This is a genomic window from Pseudomonas sp. P108 (assembly GCF_032613195.1).
Classification (GTDB): domain Bacteria; phylum Pseudomonadota; class Gammaproteobacteria; order Pseudomonadales; family Pseudomonadaceae; genus Aquipseudomonas.
The window spans coordinates 1,052,648-1,073,542 of sequence record NZ_CP126691.1 but is presented as its reverse complement, the minus strand read 5'-3'; the positions used below and the strand labels follow the sequence as shown (position 1 = coordinate 1,073,542).

Here is a 20,895-nt window from a genome sequence, read left to right as displayed (position 1 = left end):
CCGCGTCCATTGCGGTGTGACGCAGAGCGTCACGGGATGCATTCCCACGCTGGAGCGTGGGAACGATCACTTTGGAGTATTCGAATGAAACGTCTGCTCGGCGCCTGCGCCCTGCTCTCTTTACTGGCCGGTTGCGCCAGCACCGACACCATCGACCCGCACGGTTACGACCAGACCGGCGTCGCCTCTTATTACGGCGCCAAGCACCACGGTAAACGCACCGCCAGTGGCGAGCCGTTCAACCAGAATTCCCTGACCGCCGCCCACCGCCAGCTACCCTTCGGCACACGGGTGAAGGTCACCAACCTGAAAAACGATGAATCCGTCGTGGTCCGCATCAACGACCGCGGCCCGCATACCCGTGGACGCCTGATCGACGTGTCCCGCGAGGCCGCCGAACAGCTCGGCATGCTGCGCAGCGGCACCGCGCGGGTTCGCGTGCAGGCCCTCGACGACTGATGGAGTGCTGACCATTTTCGGATTAGCCGATTTACCCCTGATCAGCGTGATCGAACTGCTCGCCGGTCTGTGCCTGCTGATCTTCGGCGCCGAATTGATGGTGCGCGCGGCAGTGCGTCTGGCGGCGCGTCTGCATGTACGGCCGCTGATCATCGGCCTGACCATCGTCGCCCTCGGCAGCAGCGCGCCGCAAATGGCCGTCAGCCTGCAAGCGGCGCTGGCGCACAACCCGGACATCGCCGTTGGCAGCGTGGTCGGCAGCAGCATCTTCAATATCCTCGTCACCCTCGGCCTTTCCGCGCTGATCATTCCTCTGCGCGTTTCGCGGCAACTGGTGCGGCTCGATATTCCGCTGATGATCGGCGCCAGCCTGCTGGTGTTCGTCCTGGCATGGAATGAAGAGCTCGGCCGCTTGGACGGCATCTTGCTGCTGGGCGCACTGGCGTTGTATCTCGGTTTACTGTTGCGCCAGTCACGGCACTCGACGCGACCGCATTCTGCACAAGCCGAAGTGGTACAGACCTCATGGCTTGCCAGCGTCTTCATGATCATCGTCGGCCTCGTCCTGCTGGTGTTCGCCGGGCACTTGCTGCTCAGAGCCGCCGTGGTGGTGTCGACGGATCTGGGCTTCTCCGAGCGGGTGATCGGCCTGACCGTGGTCGCCGTCGGCACCTCGCTGCCAGAACTGGCAACCTCGCTGATCGCCGCATTGCGCGGGCAACGCGACATCGCCGTGGGCAACGTGATCGGCGCCAACCTGTTCAATCTGCTCGGGGTGCTCGGCCTCACCGCACTGATTGCACCGACACCGCTGTCGGTATCGCCGAATGCGCTGGATTTCGACTTGCCGGTGATGCTCGGTGTCGCCGCGCTGTGCCTGCCGGTGTTCTATTCCGGCTACCGCGTGACGCGTGCAGAAGGTTTGTTGCTGCTCGGTTTGTATCTGGCCTATGGGCTGCACGTGGTGTCGTTCACCACCGGCATGCCGCTGGCGGGCAAGCTCGAACGGCTGATGCTGTTTTATGTCCTGCCGACGCTGTTGACGTTTCTGCTGTTCACGTCGATCCGCGCCTGGCGCCGCCAACACCACAAGAGTGAAAAACCATGACCGAATCGAAGAAGTCCGGGGTTGAAGTCCGCCGCCAGGTAATGGGCGATGCGTTTGTTGATCGCGCCTTGGGCAACGCCACCGAGTTCACTCAACCCTTGCAGGATTTCGTCAATGAACATGCCTGGGGTGGCGTGTGGAACCGCGAAGGTCTGCCGCTGAAAACCCGCAGCCTGATCACCCTCGCCGCGCTGACGGCACTGAAGTGCCCGCAGGAATTGAAAGGCCACGTGCGCGGTGCGCTGAACAATGGCTGCACCGTGGATGAGATTCGTGAGGCGCTGCTGCATTGCGCGGTGTATGCCGGCGTGCCGGCGGCGATTGATGCGTTTCGCGCGGCGCAGGAAGTGATCGATACCTATCAGAAACCTGAGTGATTCAGTGCTGCTGAAATAGCTTTCGCGAGCAGGCTCGCTCCCACATTTTGGAATGCATTTCACATGTGGGAGCGAGCCTGCTCGCGAAGAGGCCCTGAACAACACCACAACACTCAAAATCAGATCCACCCACCCCACTGCAAAACAAAGATCCCGACATTGGTGGTAATCGCCGCCATCAACGTGGTCATCACGATAATCGCCGCCGCCAATTCATGATTGCCCTGCGCTGCTCGCGCCATGACAAAACTCGCCGCCGCCGTCGGGCTGCCGAAGTACAGAAACAGTATCCCCAACTCCGCGCCACGAAAGCCCCACAACCAAGCCCCCAACGTCGCCAGCACCGGCAGACCGATCATCTTCACCAGGCTGGAACTCAGCGCCATGCTACCGCTCTTGCGCAACGCCGCCAGCGACAACGTTCCGCCAATGCAGATCAGCGCCAATGGCAAGGTGGTCTGCGCCAGATACTGCCCGGAGGTTTCCAGCCATCCCGGCAAACCGATCTTGAAATAGGCAAACGGCGCCGCCGCAATCACGCTGATGATCAGCGGATTGCTGAACACGCTTTTGCAGATGCTCCACGGATCAGACTTGATCACCGGGCTGTACACCGCCAGCACGATGGTCGACAGCGTGTTGTAGAACAGGATCACCAGCGCCGCGAGAATTGCCCCGAGGGAAATCCCGTAATCGCCGTACATGCTCGCTGCCAGCGCCAGACCGATCACACCGTTATTGCCGCGAAACGCGCCCTGGGTATAGATGCCACGATCTTCACGCGGACAACGGAAAATCGCCCAGCCCCAGGCCACGGCAAAACTCACCAGCGTGGCGAGGGAAAAGTAGATCAGCAGGGACGGTTGCAACGCAGCGTGCAAGTCGGCATGCAGAATGCCGAGGAACAGCAGCGCCGGCATGGTGACGTTGAACACCAGCGACGAGGCCGTGTGGATGAAGTTGTCGTTGATCCAGTCGATGCGCTTGAGGAGCACACCGAGAAACAGCATGGCAAACACCGGCGCGGTGATGTTCAGGGTTTCGAGGAAAATTGCCAGCATGCCGGGGAGCCTTGGGTGAGCGTCGTTAGTGGCCAATGATAAAGCAAAAGCCCCTCACCCTAGCCCTCTCCCAGAGGGAGAGGGGACTGACCGAGGTGTCTTGTGTCATACATCGACCTGCAAGACCGAGTCGATTATGGATTCGGCTCAGCATTTCCAGGTCGATGTACTTCTCAAATATCCCCGGATCGGCCCCCTCTCCCTCCGGGAGAGGGCTGGGGTGAGGGTAGCTTTTGCTCCCCCCCCCAAAAAACCATCAGGTAATCGGCGCCGGATTGAACAACGTAATGTCGTTATGCAGTTTGTGCTTCTCCGCCCACGTCTGCTGCTTGCCGCTGGCAACATCCAGGTAATAGTGAAACAACTCCCAACCCAATTCCTCAATCGTCGCGCGCCCGGTTGCGATCCGCCCGGCATCGATGTCGATCAGATCAGGCCAGCGCTGCGCCAGCTCCGTACGCGTCGAAACCTTCACCACCGGCGCCATCGCCAAACCATACGGCGTGCCACGCCCGGTGGTGAACACATGCAGGTTCATCCCCGCCGCCAACTGCAACGTCCCGCAGACAAAATCGCTCGCCGGCGTCGCACAGAAAATCAAACCCTTCTGTTTGAACCGCTCGCCCGGGCCGAGCACGCCATTGATCGCGCTGCTGCCGGATTTGACGATCGAACCCAGCGACTTCTCGACAATGTTCGACAACCCGCCCTTCTTGTTGCCCGGCGTGGTGTTGGCGCTGCGATCCGCTTCACCTTTGGCCAGGTAACGGTCGTACCAGTCCATCTCACGCACCAGTTCCTCGGCGACGGTTTTGCTTTCGGCGCGTGAAGTCAGCAGGTAAATCGCATCGCGCACTTCGGTGACTTCGGAAAACATCACCGTCGCCCCCGCGCGCAACAACAAGTCCGAGGCATAACCCAGCGCCGGGTTGGCGGTAATCCCGGAGAAGGCATCACTGCCGCCGCACTGCATGCCGAGGATCAACTCGGACGCCGGCACGGTTTCGCGGCGGCGCTGGTCGAGTTTCTTCAGGCGCACCTCGGCCAGTTCCATGATCTGCTCGATCATCTCGGTGAAACCGTGACTGGAATCCTGCAAGCGATACAGCCATGGATCGCTGAGATCTACCGACGCATCGTCCTCGTGCATGACCTGCCCGGCCTGCAATTTCTCGCAGCCCAGACTGATCACCAACGCCTCGCCACCGAGGTTCGGGTTGCGCGCCAGATTGCGCACAGTGCGAATCGGGATGTAGGCGTCGGTGGCGGTAATCGCCACGCCGCAGCCATAGCTATGAGTCAGCGCCACCACATCATCGACGTGCGGGTACTTCGGCAGCAGTTCTTCCTTGATGCGTTTTACCGCGTGATCAAGCACGCCGGTGACGCACTGCACGGTCGTAGTGATGCCGAGAATATTGCGCGTGCCGACGGTACCGTCAGCGTTGCGATAACCTTCGAACGTGAAGCCTTCCAGCGGTGCCTGCGCGTCCGGCACGTCGGTGGACAGCGGCAAGCTGTCCAGCGGCGGCGCGGTCGGCATGCGCAGTTGATCTTCCTTGACCCAACTGCCACGGCGAATCGGCTGCAACGCGTAGCCGATCACCTGACCGTAGCGAATCACCTGGCCGCCCTCAGGAATGTCTTCGAGGGTGACCTTGTGGCTCTGCGGCACAAATTCCAGCGTCACCAGGCCATCGGCAAATTCAGTGCCGGCCGGGGCGCCCTGGTCGTTGACCACGACCACCACATTGTCCCGCTCGTGCAGGCGGATGTGGCGCGGCGAGTCGGAATGTTCAATCAACTGCATGACGCCGCTCCTCAGGAATGCGCTTGGGACAATTTACCGCTGGCTTCAACACCGCCATTGGTTGGCGGCTCTTTGAGTACCACACGTTTGATCGGGCCAACGATGACCAGATAGCTGAACACCGCGACCAGTGCGTTGGCACCGACGAACACCAGCGCCCATTTGAACGAACCGGTGGAGCTGATGATGTAGCCAATCACGATCGGCGTGGTGATCGAAGCGATGTTGCCGAAAGTGTTGAACAGGCCACCGCTCAGACCGGCGATCTGTTTTGGTGAGGTGTCGGAAACCACCGCCCAACCGAGTGCGCCAACGCCTTTGCCGAAGAAGGCCAGGGCCATGAAGCCAACCACCATCCATTCCACTTCAACATAGTTGCAGGCAACGATGCTGCTGGAAACCAGCAGGCCGGCAATGATCGGCGCTTTGCGGGCGAAGGTCAGCGAGTGGCCTTTGCGCAGCAGGTAGTCGGAAATCACCCCGCCAAGTACGCCGCCGATAAAGCCGCAGATTGCCGGCAACGAGGCGATGAAACCCGCCTTGAGAATGGTCATGCCCCGCTCTTGCACCAGATACACCGGGAACCAGGTCAGGAAGAAATAGGTGATGCCGTTGATGCAGTACTGGCCCAGATACACACCGAGCATCATGCGGTTGGTCAGCAACTGACGGATGTAATCCCACTTCGGACCGTCGGACTTTTTGCCCTTCTGATCCATGTCGACCATGCCGCCGTTTTCAGCGATGTGTTTGAACTCGGCTTCGTTGATACGCGGGTGCTCACGCGGGCTGTAGATCACTTTCAGCCAGACCAGCGAGAAGATGATCCCAAGGATGCCCATAACGATAAACACGTGCTCCCAGCCAAAGGAGTAAACGATCCAGCCCATCAGCGGGGCGAACAACACGGTGGCAAAGTATTGCGCCGAGTTGAAGATCGCCGAGGCGGTGCCGCGTTCAGCGGTCGGAAACCAGGCCGCGACGATGCGCGCATTGCCGGGGAACGATGGCGCTTCAGCCAGGCCCACGAGGAAGCGCAGCATGAACAGCGCAACGATGGCCGTGGACATGCCGAATTCACCGACAAAGCCTTGCAGCACGGTGAACAGCGACCAGGTGAAAATGCTCAGGGCATAGACTTTTTTCGAGCCGAAGCGATCGAGCAGCCAGCCACCGGGAATTTGCCCGGCCACGTAGGCCCAACCGAATGCGGAGAAGATATAGCCGAGGGTGACTGCGTCGATGCCCAGATCTTTTTGCAGGCTGGAGCCGGCAATGGCGATCGTGGCACGGTCGGCGTAGTTGATCGTGGTCACCAGAAACAGCATGAGAAGGATCAAATAGCGGACGTGAGTCGGCTTGGACGATTGCATGTAGATGTACTCCCACTGATTATTTTTATGCGCGGGTGAATCTTCTTTGGTATTCCCTGTAGGAGCTGCCGAAGGCTGCGATCTTTAAGATCGAGATCAAAAGATCGCAGCCTTCGGCAGCTCCTACAGGGGTATTGCGTGTATCAGGAACCGATGTAACTGGTCTTCACGACCGTGTAGAACTCTTGCGCATAGCGGCCTTGCTCACGTGATCCATAGGATGAACCTTTACGGCCACCAAACGGAACGTGGTAGTCCACGCCAGCGGTCGGCAGGTTGACCATGACCATCCCGGCTTGCGAATGGCGCTTGAAGTGGTTGGCGTACTTCAGCGAGGTGGTTGCAATACCCGCCGACAGACCGAATTCGGTGTCGTTGGCCATCGCCAGCGCCGCGTCGTAGTCAGCCACGCGAACGATGTTGGCCACCGGGCCGAAGATCTCTTCACGGCTGATGCGCATCGACGCTTCACTGTCGGCAAACAGCGTTGGCGCGAGGAAGTAGCCTTCGGTGTCACACGTCACCAAGCCACCGCCACTGACCAGACGTGCACCTTCGGACTGGCCGATGTCGATGTACTTCATGTCCTGCTCAAGCTGAGCCTGGGAAACCACTGGACCAATATCGGTGCCGGATTTCAGTGCGTGGCCGACCTTGATCGACTTCATGCGCTCGGCCATGGCTTCAACGAACTTGTCATGAATCCCGGCGGTGACGATCAAACGACTCGACGCGGTGCAACGCTGACCGGTGGAGTAGAACGCGCTCTGCACCGACAGCTCGACCGCTTGCTTGAGGTCGGCGTCGTCGAGAATGATCTGCGGGTTCTTGCCGCCCATTTCCAGCTGAACCTTGGCCTGGCGCGAGACGCAGTTGACCGCGATCTGACGACCCACGCCTACCGAACCGGTGAAGCTGATGCCGTCGACTTTCGGGCTCTGCACCAGCGCATCGCCAACCACGCGACCGCTGCCCATCACCAGGTTGAACACGCCGGCCGGGAAGCCTGCGCGGGAGATGATTTCCGCCAGTGCCCAGGCGCAACCCGGCACCAGATCGGCCGGTTTCAACACCACGCAGTTGCCGTAGGCCAGCGCTGGCGCGATTTTCCATGCCGGAATGGCGATCGGGAAATTCCACGGGGTGATCAGACCGACCACGCCCAGCGCTTCGCGGGTCACTTCAACATTGACGCCCGGACGCACTGACGGCACGTAGTCGCCGGACAGGCGCAGGCATTCACCGGCGAAGAACTTGAAAATGTTACCGGCGCGGGTCACTTCGCCGATGGCCTCGGGCAGGGTCTTGCCCTCTTCCCGGGCCAGCAGGGTGCCGAGTTCTTCGCGGCGGGCGAGGATTTCCGTACCGACTTTATCCAGCGAATCGTGACGGGCCTGAATGCCCGAAGTCGAATACGCCGGGAATGCCGCGCGGGCAGCGTCGATGGCAGCGTGAACCTGAGTCAGGTCAGCCTTGGCGTAATCGCCGATGGTGTCGCTCAGTTCCGACGGGTTAATGTTGGCCGAGTAGTCGGCACCGGCAACCCATTCGCCGTTGATGTAGTTGTCGTAGCGTTTTGCATTTGTCACAGGGGCAGCCCTCAAAACTAAAAGCCTTTACGCAAAAAGCCGCTGATTACTCAGCGGCCGCGTTTTTGTCGGGTGTTACTGCGCACCTTGCTTGTCGATCAGCGCAGCGAGCATTTCGTACTCTTCGCCAGTCAGATCGGTCAGCGGCGCCCGCACCGGGCCTGCGTCATAGCCGGCGATTTTTGCGCCTGCCTTGACGATGCTCACGGCATAACCGGCCTTGCGGTTGCGGATATCCAGGTACGGCAGGAAGAAGTCGTCGATGATCTTACCGACGGTGGCGTGATCTTCGCGGGCGATCGCGTGGTAGAAGTCCATCGCGGTTTTCGGGATGAAGTTGAACACCGCCGAGGAGTAAACCGGTACGCCCAGCGCCTTGTAGGCAGCGGCGTAGACTTCGGCGGTCGGCAAGCCACCGAGGTAGCTGAAGCGATCACCGAGGCGGCGACGGATCGACACCATCAACTCGATATCGCCCAGACCGTCCTTGTAACCGATCAGGTTCGGGCAGCGCTCGGCCAGACGTTCCAGCAGCGGCGCGGTCAAGCGGCAAACGTTGCGGTTGTAAACGACCACGCCGATGTTGACCGATTTACACACGGCTTCAACGTGAGCGGCAACACCGTCCTGGCTCGCTTCGGTCAGGTAGTGCGGCAGCAGCAACAGACCTTTGGCGCCCAGACGCTCGGCTTCCTGAGCGTATTCGATGGCCTGACGGGTCGAACCACCGACACCGGCGAGGATCGGCACGCTGGTTTCACAGGTGTCGACGGCAGTCTTGATGATTTCCGAGTATTCGCTGGCAGCCAGGGAGAAGAACTCACCGGTGCCGCCGGCGGCGAACAAGGCTGAAGCACCATATGGAGCCAGCCATTCCAGGCGTTTGATGTAGCCCGCGCGGTTGAAATCGCCCTGCGCGTTGAAATCGGTCACCGGGAAAGACAGCAGGCCGGCAGAGAGGATGGACTTCAGTTCTTGTGGATTCATTATTCGAACACCCTGGTAGCAACGTTTTTTGTGATTGGTCCGTTCAGCCTTCGCTGAAGTTGTAGGTCATCGTACAACTTAAATAATAACCGTCAACTGCATTTCATCGTTGTGGGTGTTTTTTTGTCGGACAAAGCTGCTCAAGGCTTGGCAAAACTCGTCGCGAAAGCCCGTGTTTAAAGGGTTCTAGCGCGGAAATGTCTGGTCAAGATTCGTTTACTGAGCGATGCAGAGACGCCGGGTAAGGTGCGACGACTGCCACGAAGGATCGTGGCGGACCTTCGAAGGAAACTGAAATGTTCGTGAATTATGCTGCACCGACCCTCACGCAAATCGCCTCTTCTGCCTCTGACACCCTCACCCTTCAGTTGTCCGTGCTACCCGATGTATTGATCGTACAGGTCCCGGATTCGAGCGATTTTCCAGCGAACTGGAGCGTCTATCCAATTCTCGGTGACGACCCTGAGGAGCCCGAATGGGCCGGTGAAGAAGTGGACACTGGCACCTGGGACGATGCCGAAGACGAGATGGAGAAACTGACGGGGATCGAGTTGCAGTTGCCTAAAGAGGTGCTGCGTCCGTACCTGAACAGGGAGGTTGAATTGCGCTACAAGTTTTGTGATGAGTCGAGTATGGAGCCGTTTTCGCAGGTGTTGAGGTTGCGGATCGAGGGCTGAACTGGTCGTGCGGGAGCGGTGACCGTTCGTCGGAACTGGTATTTCTTACAGGTGCCAGGCAATTGCAGATTTGACGTTAATGACGCAGGAGCTAACGAACCGGCTCCGACAGCGCATGCCGTCACTTGCGCCCCTGAAACGGTTAGAAGAGATAACGAAAAGGAATTTACTCATGAATGCACAAGTAAAAGCACTCGCAGCACCAGTACTTCGAGAAGCAGTTAAAGGAGTTCTTTATGTCGGGAAGTTGGAGGGAAAAGCTCACGGCGAAGTGACTTACGAAAACTCAGCTGTCGGAGACGTCGTTGCGCTGGACGTAAAAACTACTACCGGCAACAGCTTCAAAGACCAAATCACATTGACTGCAGCGACGGTAGGAACGCTACTGCCCTTCGCCATTCCCAAAGATGTTTTTGAGAAAAAACTCGTTCCAGGTGCAACCGCCAGCCTTCGCTACAGCGTTACCCGCGCCAGTAATATTTCGGATTCGCCAGTGCTGACAGTTCAACTCGAGCTTTAATTACCCGTCACCCCTGCGCCTGCGCCTCTTCATGGGCCTGGCGCAGTCTTTCACGGCTGTTGGTCAAATGCAGACGCATCGCCGCACGCGCAGCATCGGAATCCTGCCGGGCAATCGCATCGTAGATTTCTTCGTGTTCGCGACTCAGACGGCTCATGTAGTGCTGCTGATCATCATGGGCCAGTCGCGCCGAATTCAGCCGCGTACGCGGAATGATGCTGGTGCCCAGGTGGGTCATGATGTCGGTGAAGTAGCGATTGCCGGTGGACAGCGCTATTTCCAGGTGGAAGGCAAAGTCCGAAGCGACCGCATCACTGGCGTGGGCAGCGCTTTCGTTAAGAGCATCGAGGGCGGCACGCATGGTCGCCAGTTGCTCGGCGCTGCGACGTTGCGCGGCAAGGCCGGCAGATTCCACTTCCAGGCTAATGCGTAGTTCGAGAATGGCCAGCACATCACGCAGGGTGACGACGGTGGCCGGGTCGATGCGGAAACCACTCGGGCTTGGCGTGTCGAGTACGAAAGTGCCGATGCCGTGGCGGGTTTCCACTTGCCCTGCAGCCTGCAAACGGGAAATCGCCTCGCGCACCACGGTGCGGCTGACGCCATGGGCCTCCATGATCGCCGACTCGGTAGGCAGTTTGTCACCGCGTTTGAGCAGGCCATCGCGGATCTGCTCGCTCAGCACCGTCACCAGTTCCTGGGCCAGGCTGCGGCGCTTGCGGGGGAGGCGCGGGGTGTCGATCAGGTTTTCCATGGTGTGCATCTTGTCTCGAAAATTCGGCTTGTGGGCATGATAGCTCAAGCGGGTTGTACGATCACTTTCCGGTTTACATCGCTTTATGTAGGAGTGAGCCTGCTCGCGATGACGTCCGCACATTCAGCATCAATGTGACTGACCCAACGCTATCGCGAGCAGGCTCACTCCTACAGGGGGTTAGCGGTGATCAGGCAGTTACGGTCTGTTCAACCAAGTGGCCGCTGTCGATCCGCACATGCCGTGGGTGGAAGCGTTTCAAGCTGCTGCGATGGCCGACACTGACAATGCTCAGACCCGGCAACTGATCGATCAGTGCCTGATACAGCGTCGCTTCGTCTTCCTCGTCCATCGCCGAAGTGGCTTCGTCCATGTACAGCCATTGCGGTTCGTAAAGCATTGCGCGGGCGAAAGCCAAGCGTTGCTGTTCGCCCGGCGAGAGCATGCGCTGCCAGTGATTGGCCTCGTCCAGCCGCGCGACCAGATGCGGCAAGCGGCAGGTTTCCAGCACTTGTGCATAACGTTCCGGCGCGTAAGTGTCGCCCGGTTGTGGATAACTCAACGCCTCACGCAGGGTGCCGATCGGCAGATAGGGTTTTTGCGGCAAGAACAGATAACGCGCCGCCGGCAAACGGATGTTGCCGTGGCCCGCCGGCCACAAATGCCCCATCGCCCGCAAAAGCGTCGACTTGCCGCTGCCGGAACGGCCACTGAGCATCACGCGCTCACCCGGTTCGACGGTCATGTCGGCGCTGGTCAGCAGATGACGACCGTCGGCCAGATCCAGACCGAGGTTGTGCACCTTCAATTCGCGGCCCTGATTCTGCACATCGATCGCCGGAATGCGCTCTTCGTTGTCGGTCATAGCCTGACGGAAACTCAGCAGACGATCACAGGTGGCGCGCCAGGAAGCGAGGCTCTGGTACGCACTGATGAACCAGCTGAAGCTTTCCTGGACGTTGCCGAATGCCGAGCTGATCTGCATCAGCTCACCCAGCTCGATCTTGCCGGCAAGGTAACGCGGTGAAGCCACGATGAACGGGAAGATGATCGCTGCCTGGCTGTAACCGGCGGTGAAGAACGTCAGGCGCTTGGACACTTTCATGATGTCCCAGAAATTGTGCCAGACATTGCCGAAGCGGGCGCTCAGACGACGATTTTCGTTCGGCTCACCGTTGTACAACGCAATGCTTTCGGCATTCTCGCGAATCCGCACCATGGAAAAACGCAGGTCAGCTTCGAAGCGTTGTTGTTGGTTGTTCAGACCGATCAAGCGACGACCGATCAAATGCGTCAGCCAACTGCCCACCACCGCATAAACCAGCACACACCAGAACATGTAGCCGGGAATGGTGATGCCATAAAGTTCGATGCTGCCCGACACGCCCCAGAGAATGATCGAGAATGACACCAGACTGACGATATTGCGCAGCAGCCCGATACCCAGTTCGAGGGTGTTGGAAGTGAAGTTGTTGAGGTCTTCGGAAATCCGCTGGTCCGGGTTATCGGTGTAACCGCCCTGCTCCAGCTGGTAGTAATTCTTGTCGGCAAGCCAACGCGAGAAATGCTTTTCGGTAAGCCACGCCCGCCAGCGAATCGTCAGCATCTGAGTCAGATAGAGCCTGTACACCGCACCGACAATGGCCACCGCCGCAATGCCGCAGAAATACAGAATCAAGCGCCAGAACGCCACTTCGTCTTTCTTTTGCAGGGCGTTGTAAAAGTCCTTGTACCAGGTGTTGAACCACACCGAGATGCCCACGCTGAGCAGCGAGAGTGCTATCACTGCGATCAGCAGCGTCCAGGCCTTGCCCTTCTCTTCACTGCGCCAGTACGGCGTGATGATTGCCCACACCTTGCGAAAAAACTGCCCGCGCACAGCATCGTTGACCGCGGAATATTCAGCGTTCTGATTCATGGATAAGGCTCGATATAGAAAAGAACAGACACGCACCGATCATAGTAGATCGGTGCGTTTTATCGCGAGCGCTGGCGATAGTCGTTCAGCGCAGGTTCAGCGACGAACCGGGCGCTTCTGCAGTTTGCGCTGCAGGGTACGGCGGTGCATGCCCAAGGCGCGGGCAGTGGCGGAGATGTTGCCTTCGTGCTCGGTGAGCACACGCTGGATGTGTTCCCACTGCAGGCGATCAACCGACATCGGGTTTTCCGGCACCAGACTGTCGAGGTCGGCGTGCTCGGACAACAACGCGGCCAGCACGTCGTCGGCGTCAGCCGGTTTGCACAGGTAGTTGCAAGCACCACGCTTGATCGCCTCGACGGCGGTGGCAATGCTCGAATAACCGGTGAGAATCACCACGCGCATTTCCGGGTCCAGCTCCAGCAGTTTGGGCAGCAGCACCAGACCCGAATCGCCGTCCATTTTCAGGTCGAGCGCGGCGTAATCAGGCAGATCGGCCTGGGCGATGGTCAGGCCTTCTTCGGCCGAACCTGCGGTGCTGACGCGAAAGCCACGACGAGCCATGGCACGGGCCATCACTCGGGTAAACGTTGCGTCGTCGTCGACCAGCAGCAAATGCGGCAGTTCTTCGCCTTCGACTTGGATTTCGTCACTCATGTTGGTCTCCTCGGGCGCCGTGGGGCAGGCGCAGCTCGGTGAGCGTGCCGCCTTCCTCATGACTATAGAGTTTCACTGAGCCGCCGGCGCGTGTCACGCTGGCCTTGCTCAAAAACAGGCCCAGGCCGAAACCTTTGCCCTTGGTGGTAAAAAACGGTTTGCCGATCTGCTCGGCGATGGCCAGCGGCACACCGGCGCCGTGGTCACGAATGCTGATGGTCAGGTTCTCGACGTCCCAGTCCAGGGTCACCTTGAGATTTTCCGGGCAGGCATCGGCGGCGTTGTTGAGCAGATTCAACAGCGCCTGAGTCAGATCCGGCGGCGGCGCCATGCGCGGCACGGTGCCCTGGCCGAGGCGGTGGAAGCGATAACTGGCTTCCGGACGCATCAGGTGCCAGCGGTTCAGCGCTTCGTCGAGCCAGTCGGTGACGTCCTGCATCTCCACGGCCAGACGACGATTGGCTTCGGCGGCGCGCACCAGTTGCTGCAGGGTTTCTTTGCAGAGTTTGACCTGATCCTGCAGCACCTTCAGATCATCCTGCAGCATCGGGTCGGGATGATCCTGCTGCATTTCCTTGAGCAACACGCTCATGGTCGCCAGCGGCGTGCCGAGTTCATGGGCGGCACCAGCGGCTTGGGTGGCGACGGCCAACAATTGCTGATCGCGCAGGCCTTCTTCACGACGGATCGCACGTAATTCTTCCTGACGACGCAACTCTTCAGCCATGCGCGCAGCGAAGAAGGTGATCACCGCCGCTGCCAGTGCGAAGCTCAGCCACATGCCGTAGATCTGCAGATTCTCGCGAGCGACCGGCAGGGTTTCCAGCGGATAGAAACGCGTGAGCATCACGGTGTACAGCGCCAGCGCGATGCCAGAGAGAATCACCGAATAGCGCCACGGCAACGTCACCGCAGCGATGGTCAACGGCACCAGATAGTAGGAAACAAACGGATTGGTCGAACCGCCGGAGAAATACAGCAGCGCACTGTGGATAACCAGATCGCAGGCCAGTTGCAGCGCATATTCGAGTTCGGTCACTGGCCACGAGGTACGCAAACGCACCGCGGTGAACACGCAGAGCAGCGTCGAGCAGCCGAGGGTCATCGCCAGTTGTACCCACGGCAACGGCAACAATTGCAGCCAGTAGGCCAGGCCTACGGAGCCAGCCTGCGCGGCGAGCACCAGGGTGCGAATGAAAGTCAGCCGCCAGAGGTTCTGGCGAGTGGCGGAAGTCAGTTGTACGGGGGCGAGCATGAGCTCTCCTGATGAGCGCTCCAGGCGGATCGCACGGAGTATAACCAAGCCGCGGGCTTGAGAGGCGAAAGTGCGGCAAACGACCACATGGCGAAAACATCTTCGGCGGCTATAAGGACGCCTTCGCGAGCAGGCTCGCTCCCACCTTTGAAATGCATTCCCCTGCTCGCGAAGGGCTGCACAGCGGCCACCAGTCATCTGTATAGAAGTTGTAACTGGGCGAACCGGATCATAAAAGCTAGAGTCTGATGGTTTCACGCAGGCCCCCGAACCATCACCTGCGCCCTCATCAAGGAGCTTTCATGCACACATTTCGCCGCAGCGCCGCCCTTCTCGCCCTGACCGTCGGCAGCGTCGCCAGCCTTCCGGCCCTGGCCGCCGATGAGCTGCACTACAACCAGATTTCCCTGCGCGCCGAAGTCAGCACGGAAGTCGCCCGCGACCTGATGATCGTCACCCTCTACACCGAAGAGCAAAACACCGACCCGGCGAAACTCGCCGCCGACGTCAGCACCACCATGAACAAGGCATTGGCCCAGGCCAAGCAAGTCAAAGACATCACCCTGCGCCAAGGCAGCCGCAACAGTTACCCGATCTACGACACCAAGGGCCAGAAGATCACCGGCTGGCGTGAACGCGCCGAACTGCGCCTGGAAAGCTCTGACTTCGCCGCCCTGTCCAAACTCACCGGCGAACTGCTGGGCGACTTGAAAATGGGCGGCATGGACTTCGCCATCGCCGACCCGACCCGCAAATCCAGTGAAGACCAGTTGCTCAAAGAAGCCGTGACCGCCTTCAAGGCCCGCGCCCAACTGGCCACCGATGCACTGGGCGGCAAGGGTTACAAAATCGTCAACCTGAATCTCAACAGTAACGGTTATCCACAACCGTACCTGCGCGCACCGATGATGATGAAAGCGGCGGCGATGGATTCCGCGCCGGTGACACCTGAAGTTGAAGCAGGCACCAGCCAGGTCAGCATGACCGCCGATGGCTCGATTGAAGTGTTGATGCCGTGATTTGATCTGGGCTGAATGAAAAACCGCCGATCGGTGAATGATCGGCGGTTTTTTTGTGCCTGGGATTTGCTGTGGATGAACCACCGTCTTCGCGAGCAGGCTCGCTCCCACAATTTGAAATGCATTCCACCTGTGGGAGCGAGCCTGCTCGCGAAGAACGATAACGCGATCGTCAGCCCTGCGGATCAACCCGATCCAGCGCCCGGTTAACTGCCAGCTCGGCCAGCATGATGATCTGCTGAATCGCCAACGCCGTATTACGCTCGGGCCGGCCCAGTTGATCGGCAAAGTTACTGGTTAACGTGTTCGCCGACGCCAGTGACTCACAGGCATGCGCCAGCAGGCTTTCGGTGTCGATGTTTGGCTGGATCAGGAACATCGTGCTGGGCTGCCGGGGTTTTAGGGGTTCGGGGCTGAGGTAGAAATCCAGGGCGCGTTTGATGGCTTCGCGGGTTTTGATTTGGTCGTCGGCGCGGATGGCGTCTTCGAGTGGGGTATCGAGGGGTGGGTCAGGTATCAATTTATCCATGGAAAATTTCCTTATGAACTGACGCCATTCATTTCCGATCTCACTCGAGAAATGAGGTGGCAACTATGTACGGAGTGAGATTACCGGTAAGGAAACCAACCCGGCCGGACAAAAGTCCGCCCGTACATAGCCGCCATAAAAACTGCTGACAGCATGAGCTGGCGGCGATTATGGGGTGGCTTGTGCAGGTTTCCAAATTCAATAACCGGGAATCTCACCTCCCGATCGCTGAGTCTTCAGCGACAACCAGAGCCTAGAGAGCGCACGTCCGACGGACAACCTGAAAACCTTGTGGGAAGGTTCTGGTTATCTGACACAGATTTAAACAGTCAAAAAGCCAACCCTCACCCTAGCCCTCTCCCAGAGGGAGAGGGGACTGACCGAGGTGTTTGGCAGAACTACGCCGACGTGAAATACCGAGCCGAACTCAGATTATGAAACAGATCAAAAGCCCCTCACCCTAGCCCTCTCCCGGAGGGAGAGGGAACTGACCGAGTTGTTTGGGAGAACTACGCCGACATGAAATACCGAGCCGAACTCAGATTCTGAAACAGATCAAAAGCCCCTCACCCTAGCCCTCTCCCGGAGGGAGAGGGAACTGACCGAGGTGTTTGGGAGAGCTACGCCGACGTGCGATACCGCGTTGAACTCAGGTTTTGAAACGCCCGAAAATCGGCTCCCTCTCCCTCGGGAGACGGCTGGGGTGAGGGGCGAATCCACCACAAATCCAAAGCCGACCGCGCCCCGCTCTTCACCACTCAACAGGATGAGCGTTAGCTCGGCTGCAGCTCTTGATCTGTAAGGCGACGTCGGAAGGCTGAGTGGAGGGATTGATCCGGGCGTGGGAGCGCAGCGACCGTTTGGCGAAGCCAAATACAGCGGGAGTAGGTGCAGCGAAGCAAACCGGAGACGCTGCGCCCGGATCGATCCCGGAGCGAAGGAACCCCGAGCCCCAGCGAGCGGGCCGCACGTAGGAGCAAGCGTTTTTTGCTTACTTTTTTTGGCGTTTGAAAAAAAGTGAGTCGCCGTAAGGGCGAAACCCTAAGCCGCCGTTACCGCAGCAACGGATATACACACAAGTGCTAGATATGCCGAGATAGACGCTTCAACAGGAAAAACGATATTTCCGCCAACACCCCCGCCCCAGCTACTCTTCCACGATTACCACCGCCGATTCCCCGGGGACCCCATGCCAAGATCCACCCTAAAACCGCTCTTGATCTCCCTCGCACTAACAGCCATAACCCCGATCGCCAACGCCGCCACAACACTCGTTTATTGCTCCGAAGCCAGCCCGGCAGGCTTCGACCCCAGCCAATACACCAGCGGCACCGACTTCGACGCCTCCGCCGAAACCGTCTTCAACCGCCTCACCCAATTCAAACGCGGCGGCACCGACATCGAACCCGGCCTGGCGACAAGATGGGACATCTCCCCGGACGGTCTGCAATACACCTTCCACCTGCGCCAAAACGTAAAATTCCACACCACCGACTACTTCAAACCCACCCGCGACTTCAACGCCGACGACGTGCTCTTCACCTTCCAGCGCCTGCTCGACCCAGACAACGCCTTCCGCAAGGCCTACCCCGCCGAGTCCCCCTACTTCACCGACATGGGCCTCAACACCACAATCAAATCGGTAGAAAAACTCGACGAGCAAACCGTGCGCTTCAACCTCAACAACGTCGACGCCGCCTTCGTGCAAAACCTCGCCATGAGCTTCGCCTCGGTGCAATCCGCCGAATACGCCAACCAACTGTTGAAGGAAGGCAAAGCCGCTGACCTCAACCAGAAACCCATCGGCACCGGCCCATTCGTCTTCAAGCGCTACCAGAAGGATTCACAAATCCGCTATGCCGCCAACACGGCCTACTGGAAACCCGAAGACGTCAAAATCGATAACCTGATTTTTTCGATCACCCCGGACGCCGCCGTGCGCCTGCAAAAACTCAAGGCCGGCGAATGCCAGGTCAGCGGCTACCCGCGCCCGGCCGACATCGAAGTGATGGAAAAAGACCCGAACCTGCGCGTGCTCAAGCAGGCCGGTTTCAACCTCGGTTTCCTCGCCTACAACACCACCCACGCGCCACTCGACCAGCTCAAAGTGCGGCAGGCGCTGGACATGGCCATCGACAAACCGGCAATCATCAAAGCCGTTTACCAAAGCGCCGGCCAGTTGGCGCAAAACGCCTTGCCGCCGGCGCAATGGTCGTATGACCCGACCATCAAGGACGCTCCCTACGACCCGGCAAAAGCACGGGTGCTACTGAAAGAAGCAGGGGTTGCGCCAGGTACAACCATCAACCTCTGGGCGATGACAGTGCAACGCGCCTCGAACCCGAATGCGCGGATGTCGGCACAGATGATCCAGCAGGATTGGGAGAAAATCGGCATCAAGGCCAACATCGTCAGCTACGAATGGGGCGAGTACATCAAACGTGCGAAAAATGGCGAACACGACGCCATGATCTATGGCTGGACGGGTGACAACGGTGACCCGGACAACTGGCTTGGCGTGCTCTACAGCTGCGCGGCGGTGAAAGGCAGCAACTACGCCAAATGGTGCGATCCGGCTTACGACAAACTGGTGCAACAGGCCAAGTTGTCCACGGACAAGGAGCAGCGGGTAAAACTGTATCAACAGGCACAACTGATCCTTAAACAGCAAGTGCCGATCACGCCGATTGCCAACTCCACGGTGTTCCAGCCGTTGCGCAAGGAAGTCACCGACTTCCGTATCAGCCCGTTCGGTCTAACCCCCTTCTATGGCGTGGGTATAAATAAGTAACACCGAGCCCCAAGGCGGCGCGCACAACGTGACCAGCGCACCGTTTTGGGGCTTCATTTGCACCGTAAAAACCACCCGCAAACGGTCAAATGCGTCAGAAGTTATACAGATGCGACATTAAGGTACGTTCGTGCCACGGTTTAACGCTCACTCACACTCTGGATCTTGCATTGGGTATGGCCCCTGCATAAGTATCCGCAGGCACGACTCACGAGGTCGTACCTCACAACTAAAAAATGACAACAAATCATGAGGCCAACATGCTTAAACACGCGGTCATTCCGTTTTTAGTCGGCGCAGGCTTGTTAGCCTCCGCACCTTTCGCATCCGCTGCGACTAACCTGGTGTTCTGCTCCGAAGGCAGCCCGGCCGGTTTCGACCCAGGCCAGTACACCACCGGAACCGACTTCGACGCCTCAGCCGAAACCATGTTCAACCGTCTGACCCAGTTCGAGCGCGGCGGCACCGCCGTGATTCCTGGTCTGGCGACCAAGTGGGACATTTCCGATGATGGCCTGACTTACACCTTCCACCTGCGTGAAGGCGTCAAGTTCCACACCACCCCGTATTTCAAGCCGACTCGTGAGTTCAACGCCGACGACGTGCTGTTCACCTTCAATCGCATGATTAACAAGGATGACCCGTTCCGTAAGGCGTACCCGACCGAATTCCCGTACTTCACCGACATGGGGATGGACACCAACATCACCAAGATCGATAAAGTCGACGACCACACCGTCAAGTTCACTCTGAAAGAAGTCGACGCTGCGTTCATCCAGAACATGGCCATGAGCTTCGCCTCGGTGCAGTCCGCCGAGTACGCAGCGCAGCTGCTGAAAGAAGGTAAAGCCGCCGACATCAACCAGAAGCCGATCGGCACTGGTCCTTTCGTGTTCAAGAGCTACCAGAAAGATTCCAACATCCGTTACACCGGCAACAAGGATTACTGGAAGCCTGATGACGTGAAGATCGACAACCTGATCTTCGCCATCACCACCGACCCGTCGGTACGTATTCAGAAGCTGAAAAAGAACGAGTGCCAGGTCACCCTGTTCCCGCGTCCGGCCGACCTGAAAGCGCTGAAAGAAGACAAGTCGCTGAAGATGCCTGATCAGGCGGGCTTCAACCTCGGCTACATCGCCTACAACGTGATGGACAAGGTCAAGGGCAGCAACGAAGCCAACCCGCTGGCTGACCTGCGCGTCCGTCAGGCGCTGGACATGGCGGTGAACAAGCCGCAGATCATCGACTCGGTTTATCAGGGCGCAGGCCAACTGGCCGTCAACGCCATGCCGCCGACCCAGTGGTCTTACGACACCACCATCAAGGATGCCAAGTACGATCCTGAGAAAGCCAAACAGCTGCTCAAGGAAGCGGGCGTCAAGGAAGGTACCGAAATCGTTCTGTGGGCGATGCCGGTGCAGCGTCCGTACAACCCGAACGCCAAACTGATGGCTGAAATGCTCCAGTCCGACTGGGCCAAGATCGGCTTGAAAGTGAAGATCACCAGCTACGAGTGGGGCGAGTACATCAAGCGTTCCAAAGGTGGCGAGAACCAGGCCATGATCATTGGCTGGAGCGGTGACAATGGTGACCCGGACAACTGGCTGAACGTGCTGTTCGGTTGCGACTCGCTCAGCGGCAACAACTTCTCCAAGTGGTGCGACAAGAAGTTCGACGGCCTCGTCAAAGAAGCCAAGCGTACAACCGACCAAGGTAAACGCACCGAACTGTACAAAGAGGCACAACACGTCCTCAAAGATGCAGTCCCGATGACACCTATCGCTCACTCGACGGTGTATCAACCCATGCGCGCCAACGTGCAGGATTTCAAGATCAGCCCATTTGGCTTGAACTCCTTCTACGGCGTCAGCGTCAGCAAATAAGGCACTGCAGCGGCGACGTTTTTAACGTCGCCGCTGTTTTATCTGCCGGGAATTTAGGAAATTGCCTACAGCCAATTCCACTGCGGATTACCGCAGCGGTATAGGACGTGTCGCCTTTTCCTACG

The 20,895-nt window shown here is 58.7% G+C and carries 18 protein-coding genes; 8 read left to right on the top strand and 10 right to left on the bottom strand.

Features of this window, described 5'->3' with window-relative positions; all coding sequences use genetic code 11:
• The first annotated feature begins 84 nt into the window (after positions 1-84).
• The 3 genes from QOM10_RS04500 to QOM10_RS04490 are packed head-to-tail and all read left to right on the top strand — an operon-like array spanning position 85 to position 1,944.
• Entirely contained in the window at positions 85-459 is a 375-nt protein-coding gene (locus QOM10_RS04500; protein WP_007915349.1) for a septal ring lytic transglycosylase RlpA family protein, read from the top strand.
• A gap of 46 nt (positions 460-505) precedes the next feature.
• A complete protein-coding gene (locus QOM10_RS04495) occupies positions 506-1,567 on the top strand; it encodes a calcium/sodium antiporter (RefSeq protein ID WP_316918362.1) in 1,062 nt (353 codons plus the stop codon).
• Entirely contained in the window at positions 1,564-1,944 is a 381-nt protein-coding gene (locus QOM10_RS04490; protein ID WP_016984177.1) for a carboxymuconolactone decarboxylase family protein, read from the top strand. The genes QOM10_RS04495 and QOM10_RS04490 overlap by 4 nt, the downstream gene beginning before the upstream one ends.
• A 119-nt stretch (positions 1,945-2,063) precedes the next feature.
• Here the strand turns inward: QOM10_RS04490 and QOM10_RS04485 are convergent, their stop codons facing one another.
• From QOM10_RS04485 to kdgD, 5 genes are all read right to left on the bottom strand, one after another.
• On the bottom strand, positions 2,064-3,005 hold the full coding sequence (locus QOM10_RS04485; protein ID WP_127925823.1) for an AEC family transporter: 942 nt from the start codon (positions 3,003-3,005) through the stop codon (positions 2,064-2,066).
• 256 nt (positions 3,006-3,261) lie between these two features.
• The gene (gene garD, locus QOM10_RS04480; protein WP_095119494.1) at positions 3,262-4,815 is read right to left on the bottom strand and encodes a galactarate dehydratase; all 1,554 of its coding nucleotides are present in this window, start codon (positions 4,813-4,815) and stop codon (positions 3,262-3,264) included.
• Positions 4,816-4,826: 11 nt separating this feature from the next.
• A complete protein-coding gene (locus QOM10_RS04475) occupies positions 4,827-6,188 on the bottom strand; it encodes an MFS transporter (protein WP_007915342.1) in 1,362 nt (453 codons plus the stop codon).
• A 143-nt stretch (positions 6,189-6,331) separates the two neighbouring features.
• The gene (locus tag QOM10_RS04470) at positions 6,332-7,777 is read right to left on the bottom strand and encodes an aldehyde dehydrogenase family protein (RefSeq protein WP_034154458.1); all 1,446 of its coding nucleotides are present in this window, start codon (positions 7,775-7,777) and stop codon (positions 6,332-6,334) included.
• A 75-nt stretch (positions 7,778-7,852) separates the two neighbouring features.
• Positions 7,853-8,764, bottom strand: a complete 912-nt coding sequence (gene kdgD / locus QOM10_RS04465; RefSeq protein ID WP_016984321.1) for a 5-dehydro-4-deoxyglucarate dehydratase — start codon at positions 8,762-8,764, stop codon at positions 7,853-7,855.
• Between the two features lie 296 nt (positions 8,765-9,060).
• Here kdgD and QOM10_RS04460 point away from each other — a divergent pair, with 296 nt between their 5' ends.
• Both QOM10_RS04460 and QOM10_RS04455 read left to right on the top strand, forming a co-directional pair.
• Positions 9,061-9,441, top strand: coding sequence for a hypothetical protein (locus QOM10_RS04460; RefSeq protein WP_150691851.1), 381 nt, complete (start codon positions 9,061-9,063; stop codon positions 9,439-9,441).
• 172 nt (positions 9,442-9,613) lie between these two features.
• Positions 9,614-9,961: a hypothetical protein gene (locus tag QOM10_RS04455; protein ID WP_127925820.1), complete on the top strand. Its 348-nt coding sequence runs from the start codon at positions 9,614-9,616 to the stop codon at positions 9,959-9,961.
• 7 nt (positions 9,962-9,968) lie between these two features.
• Here the strand turns inward: QOM10_RS04455 and QOM10_RS04450 are convergent, their stop codons facing one another.
• The 4 genes from QOM10_RS04450 to QOM10_RS04435 form a co-directional block, all read right to left on the bottom strand.
• The gene (locus QOM10_RS04450; protein ID WP_176472316.1) at positions 9,969-10,715 is read right to left on the bottom strand and encodes a FadR/GntR family transcriptional regulator; all 747 of its coding nucleotides are present in this window, start codon (positions 10,713-10,715) and stop codon (positions 9,969-9,971) included.
• 190 nt (positions 10,716-10,905) lie between these two features.
• Positions 10,906-12,633: an ABC transporter ATP-binding protein/permease gene (locus tag QOM10_RS04445; RefSeq protein WP_127925819.1), complete on the bottom strand. Its 1,728-nt coding sequence runs from the start codon at positions 12,631-12,633 to the stop codon at positions 10,906-10,908.
• 96 nt (positions 12,634-12,729) lie between these two features.
• Positions 12,730-13,290 carry a response regulator transcription factor gene (locus QOM10_RS04440; RefSeq protein ID WP_003221630.1) on the bottom strand — a complete coding sequence of 187 codons (561 nt, stop codon included), beginning with the start codon at positions 13,288-13,290 and terminating at the stop codon, positions 12,730-12,732.
• Positions 13,283-14,545 (bottom strand): ATP-binding protein, encoded by a 1,263-nt coding sequence (locus tag QOM10_RS04435; RefSeq protein ID WP_007915316.1) that lies wholly within the window; start codon positions 14,543-14,545, stop codon positions 13,283-13,285. The genes QOM10_RS04440 and QOM10_RS04435 overlap by 8 nt, the downstream gene beginning before the upstream one ends.
• Positions 14,546-14,847: 302 nt before the next feature.
• On the opposite strand from QOM10_RS04435, the gene QOM10_RS04430 reads away from it, so the two are divergent.
• Complete coding sequence (locus QOM10_RS04430) at positions 14,848-15,564, top strand: SIMPL domain-containing protein (protein ID WP_150774064.1); 717 nt, start codon at positions 14,848-14,850, stop codon at positions 15,562-15,564.
• A gap of 172 nt (positions 15,565-15,736) precedes the next feature.
• Here the strand turns inward: QOM10_RS04430 and QOM10_RS04425 are convergent, their stop codons facing one another.
• Positions 15,737-16,093, bottom strand: coding sequence for a DUF6124 family protein (locus QOM10_RS04425; RefSeq protein ID WP_316917675.1), 357 nt, complete (start codon positions 16,091-16,093; stop codon positions 15,737-15,739).
• 1,189 nt (positions 16,094-17,282) lie between these two features.
• On the opposite strand from QOM10_RS04425, the gene QOM10_RS04420 reads away from it, so the two are divergent.
• Positions 17,283-18,884 carry an ABC transporter substrate-binding protein gene (locus QOM10_RS04420; RefSeq protein ID WP_316917674.1) on the top strand — a complete coding sequence of 534 codons (1,602 nt, stop codon included), beginning with the start codon at positions 17,283-17,285 and terminating at the stop codon, positions 18,882-18,884.
• A gap of 260 nt (positions 18,885-19,144) precedes the next feature.
• Positions 19,145-20,770: an ABC transporter substrate-binding protein gene (locus QOM10_RS04415; protein ID WP_127925815.1), complete on the top strand. Its 1,626-nt coding sequence runs from the start codon at positions 19,145-19,147 to the stop codon at positions 20,768-20,770.
• Positions 20,771-20,895 lie beyond the last annotated feature (125 nt).

What these genes read in the sequence shown, in the direction of transcription:
- QOM10_RS04415 (WP_127925815.1), top strand. Translation starts at nt 19,145, where the DNA reads ATGCTTAAACACGCGGTCATTCCGTTTTTAGTCGGCGCAGGCTTGTTA.
- QOM10_RS04425 (WP_316917675.1), bottom strand. Translation starts at nt 16,093, where the DNA reads ATGGATAAATTGATACCTGACCCACCCCTCGATACCCCACTCGAAGAC.
- kdgD (WP_016984321.1), bottom strand. Translation starts at nt 8,764, where the DNA reads ATGAATCCACAAGAACTGAAGTCCATCCTCTCTGCCGGCCTGCTGTCT.
- QOM10_RS04430 (WP_150774064.1), top strand. Translation starts at nt 14,848, where the DNA reads ATGCACACATTTCGCCGCAGCGCCGCCCTTCTCGCCCTGACCGTCGGC.
- QOM10_RS04450 (WP_176472316.1), bottom strand. Translation starts at nt 10,715, where the DNA reads ATGGAAAACCTGATCGACACCCCGCGCCTCCCCCGCAAGCGCCGCAGC.
- QOM10_RS04490 (WP_016984177.1), top strand. Translation starts at nt 1,564, where the DNA reads ATGACCGAATCGAAGAAGTCCGGGGTTGAAGTCCGCCGCCAGGTAATG.
- QOM10_RS04420 (WP_316917674.1), top strand. Translation starts at nt 17,283, where the DNA reads ATGCCAAGATCCACCCTAAAACCGCTCTTGATCTCCCTCGCACTAACA.
- garD (WP_095119494.1), bottom strand. Translation starts at nt 4,815, where the DNA reads ATGCAGTTGATTGAACATTCCGACTCGCCGCGCCACATCCGCCTGCAC.
- QOM10_RS04435 (WP_007915316.1), bottom strand. Translation starts at nt 14,545, where the DNA reads ATGCTCGCCCCCGTACAACTGACTTCCGCCACTCGCCAGAACCTCTGG.
- QOM10_RS04440 (WP_003221630.1), bottom strand. Translation starts at nt 13,290, where the DNA reads ATGAGTGACGAAATCCAAGTCGAAGGCGAAGAACTGCCGCATTTGCTG.
- QOM10_RS04475 (WP_007915342.1), bottom strand. Translation starts at nt 6,188, where the DNA reads ATGCAATCGTCCAAGCCGACTCACGTCCGCTATTTGATCCTTCTCATG.
- QOM10_RS04460 (WP_150691851.1), top strand. Translation starts at nt 9,061, where the DNA reads ATGTTCGTGAATTATGCTGCACCGACCCTCACGCAAATCGCCTCTTCT.
- QOM10_RS04455 (WP_127925820.1), top strand. Translation starts at nt 9,614, where the DNA reads ATGAATGCACAAGTAAAAGCACTCGCAGCACCAGTACTTCGAGAAGCA.
- QOM10_RS04485 (WP_127925823.1), bottom strand. Translation starts at nt 3,005, where the DNA reads ATGCTGGCAATTTTCCTCGAAACCCTGAACATCACCGCGCCGGTGTTT.
- QOM10_RS04500 (WP_007915349.1), top strand. Translation starts at nt 85, where the DNA reads ATGAAACGTCTGCTCGGCGCCTGCGCCCTGCTCTCTTTACTGGCCGGT.
- QOM10_RS04445 (WP_127925819.1), bottom strand. Translation starts at nt 12,633, where the DNA reads ATGAATCAGAACGCTGAATATTCCGCGGTCAACGATGCTGTGCGCGGG.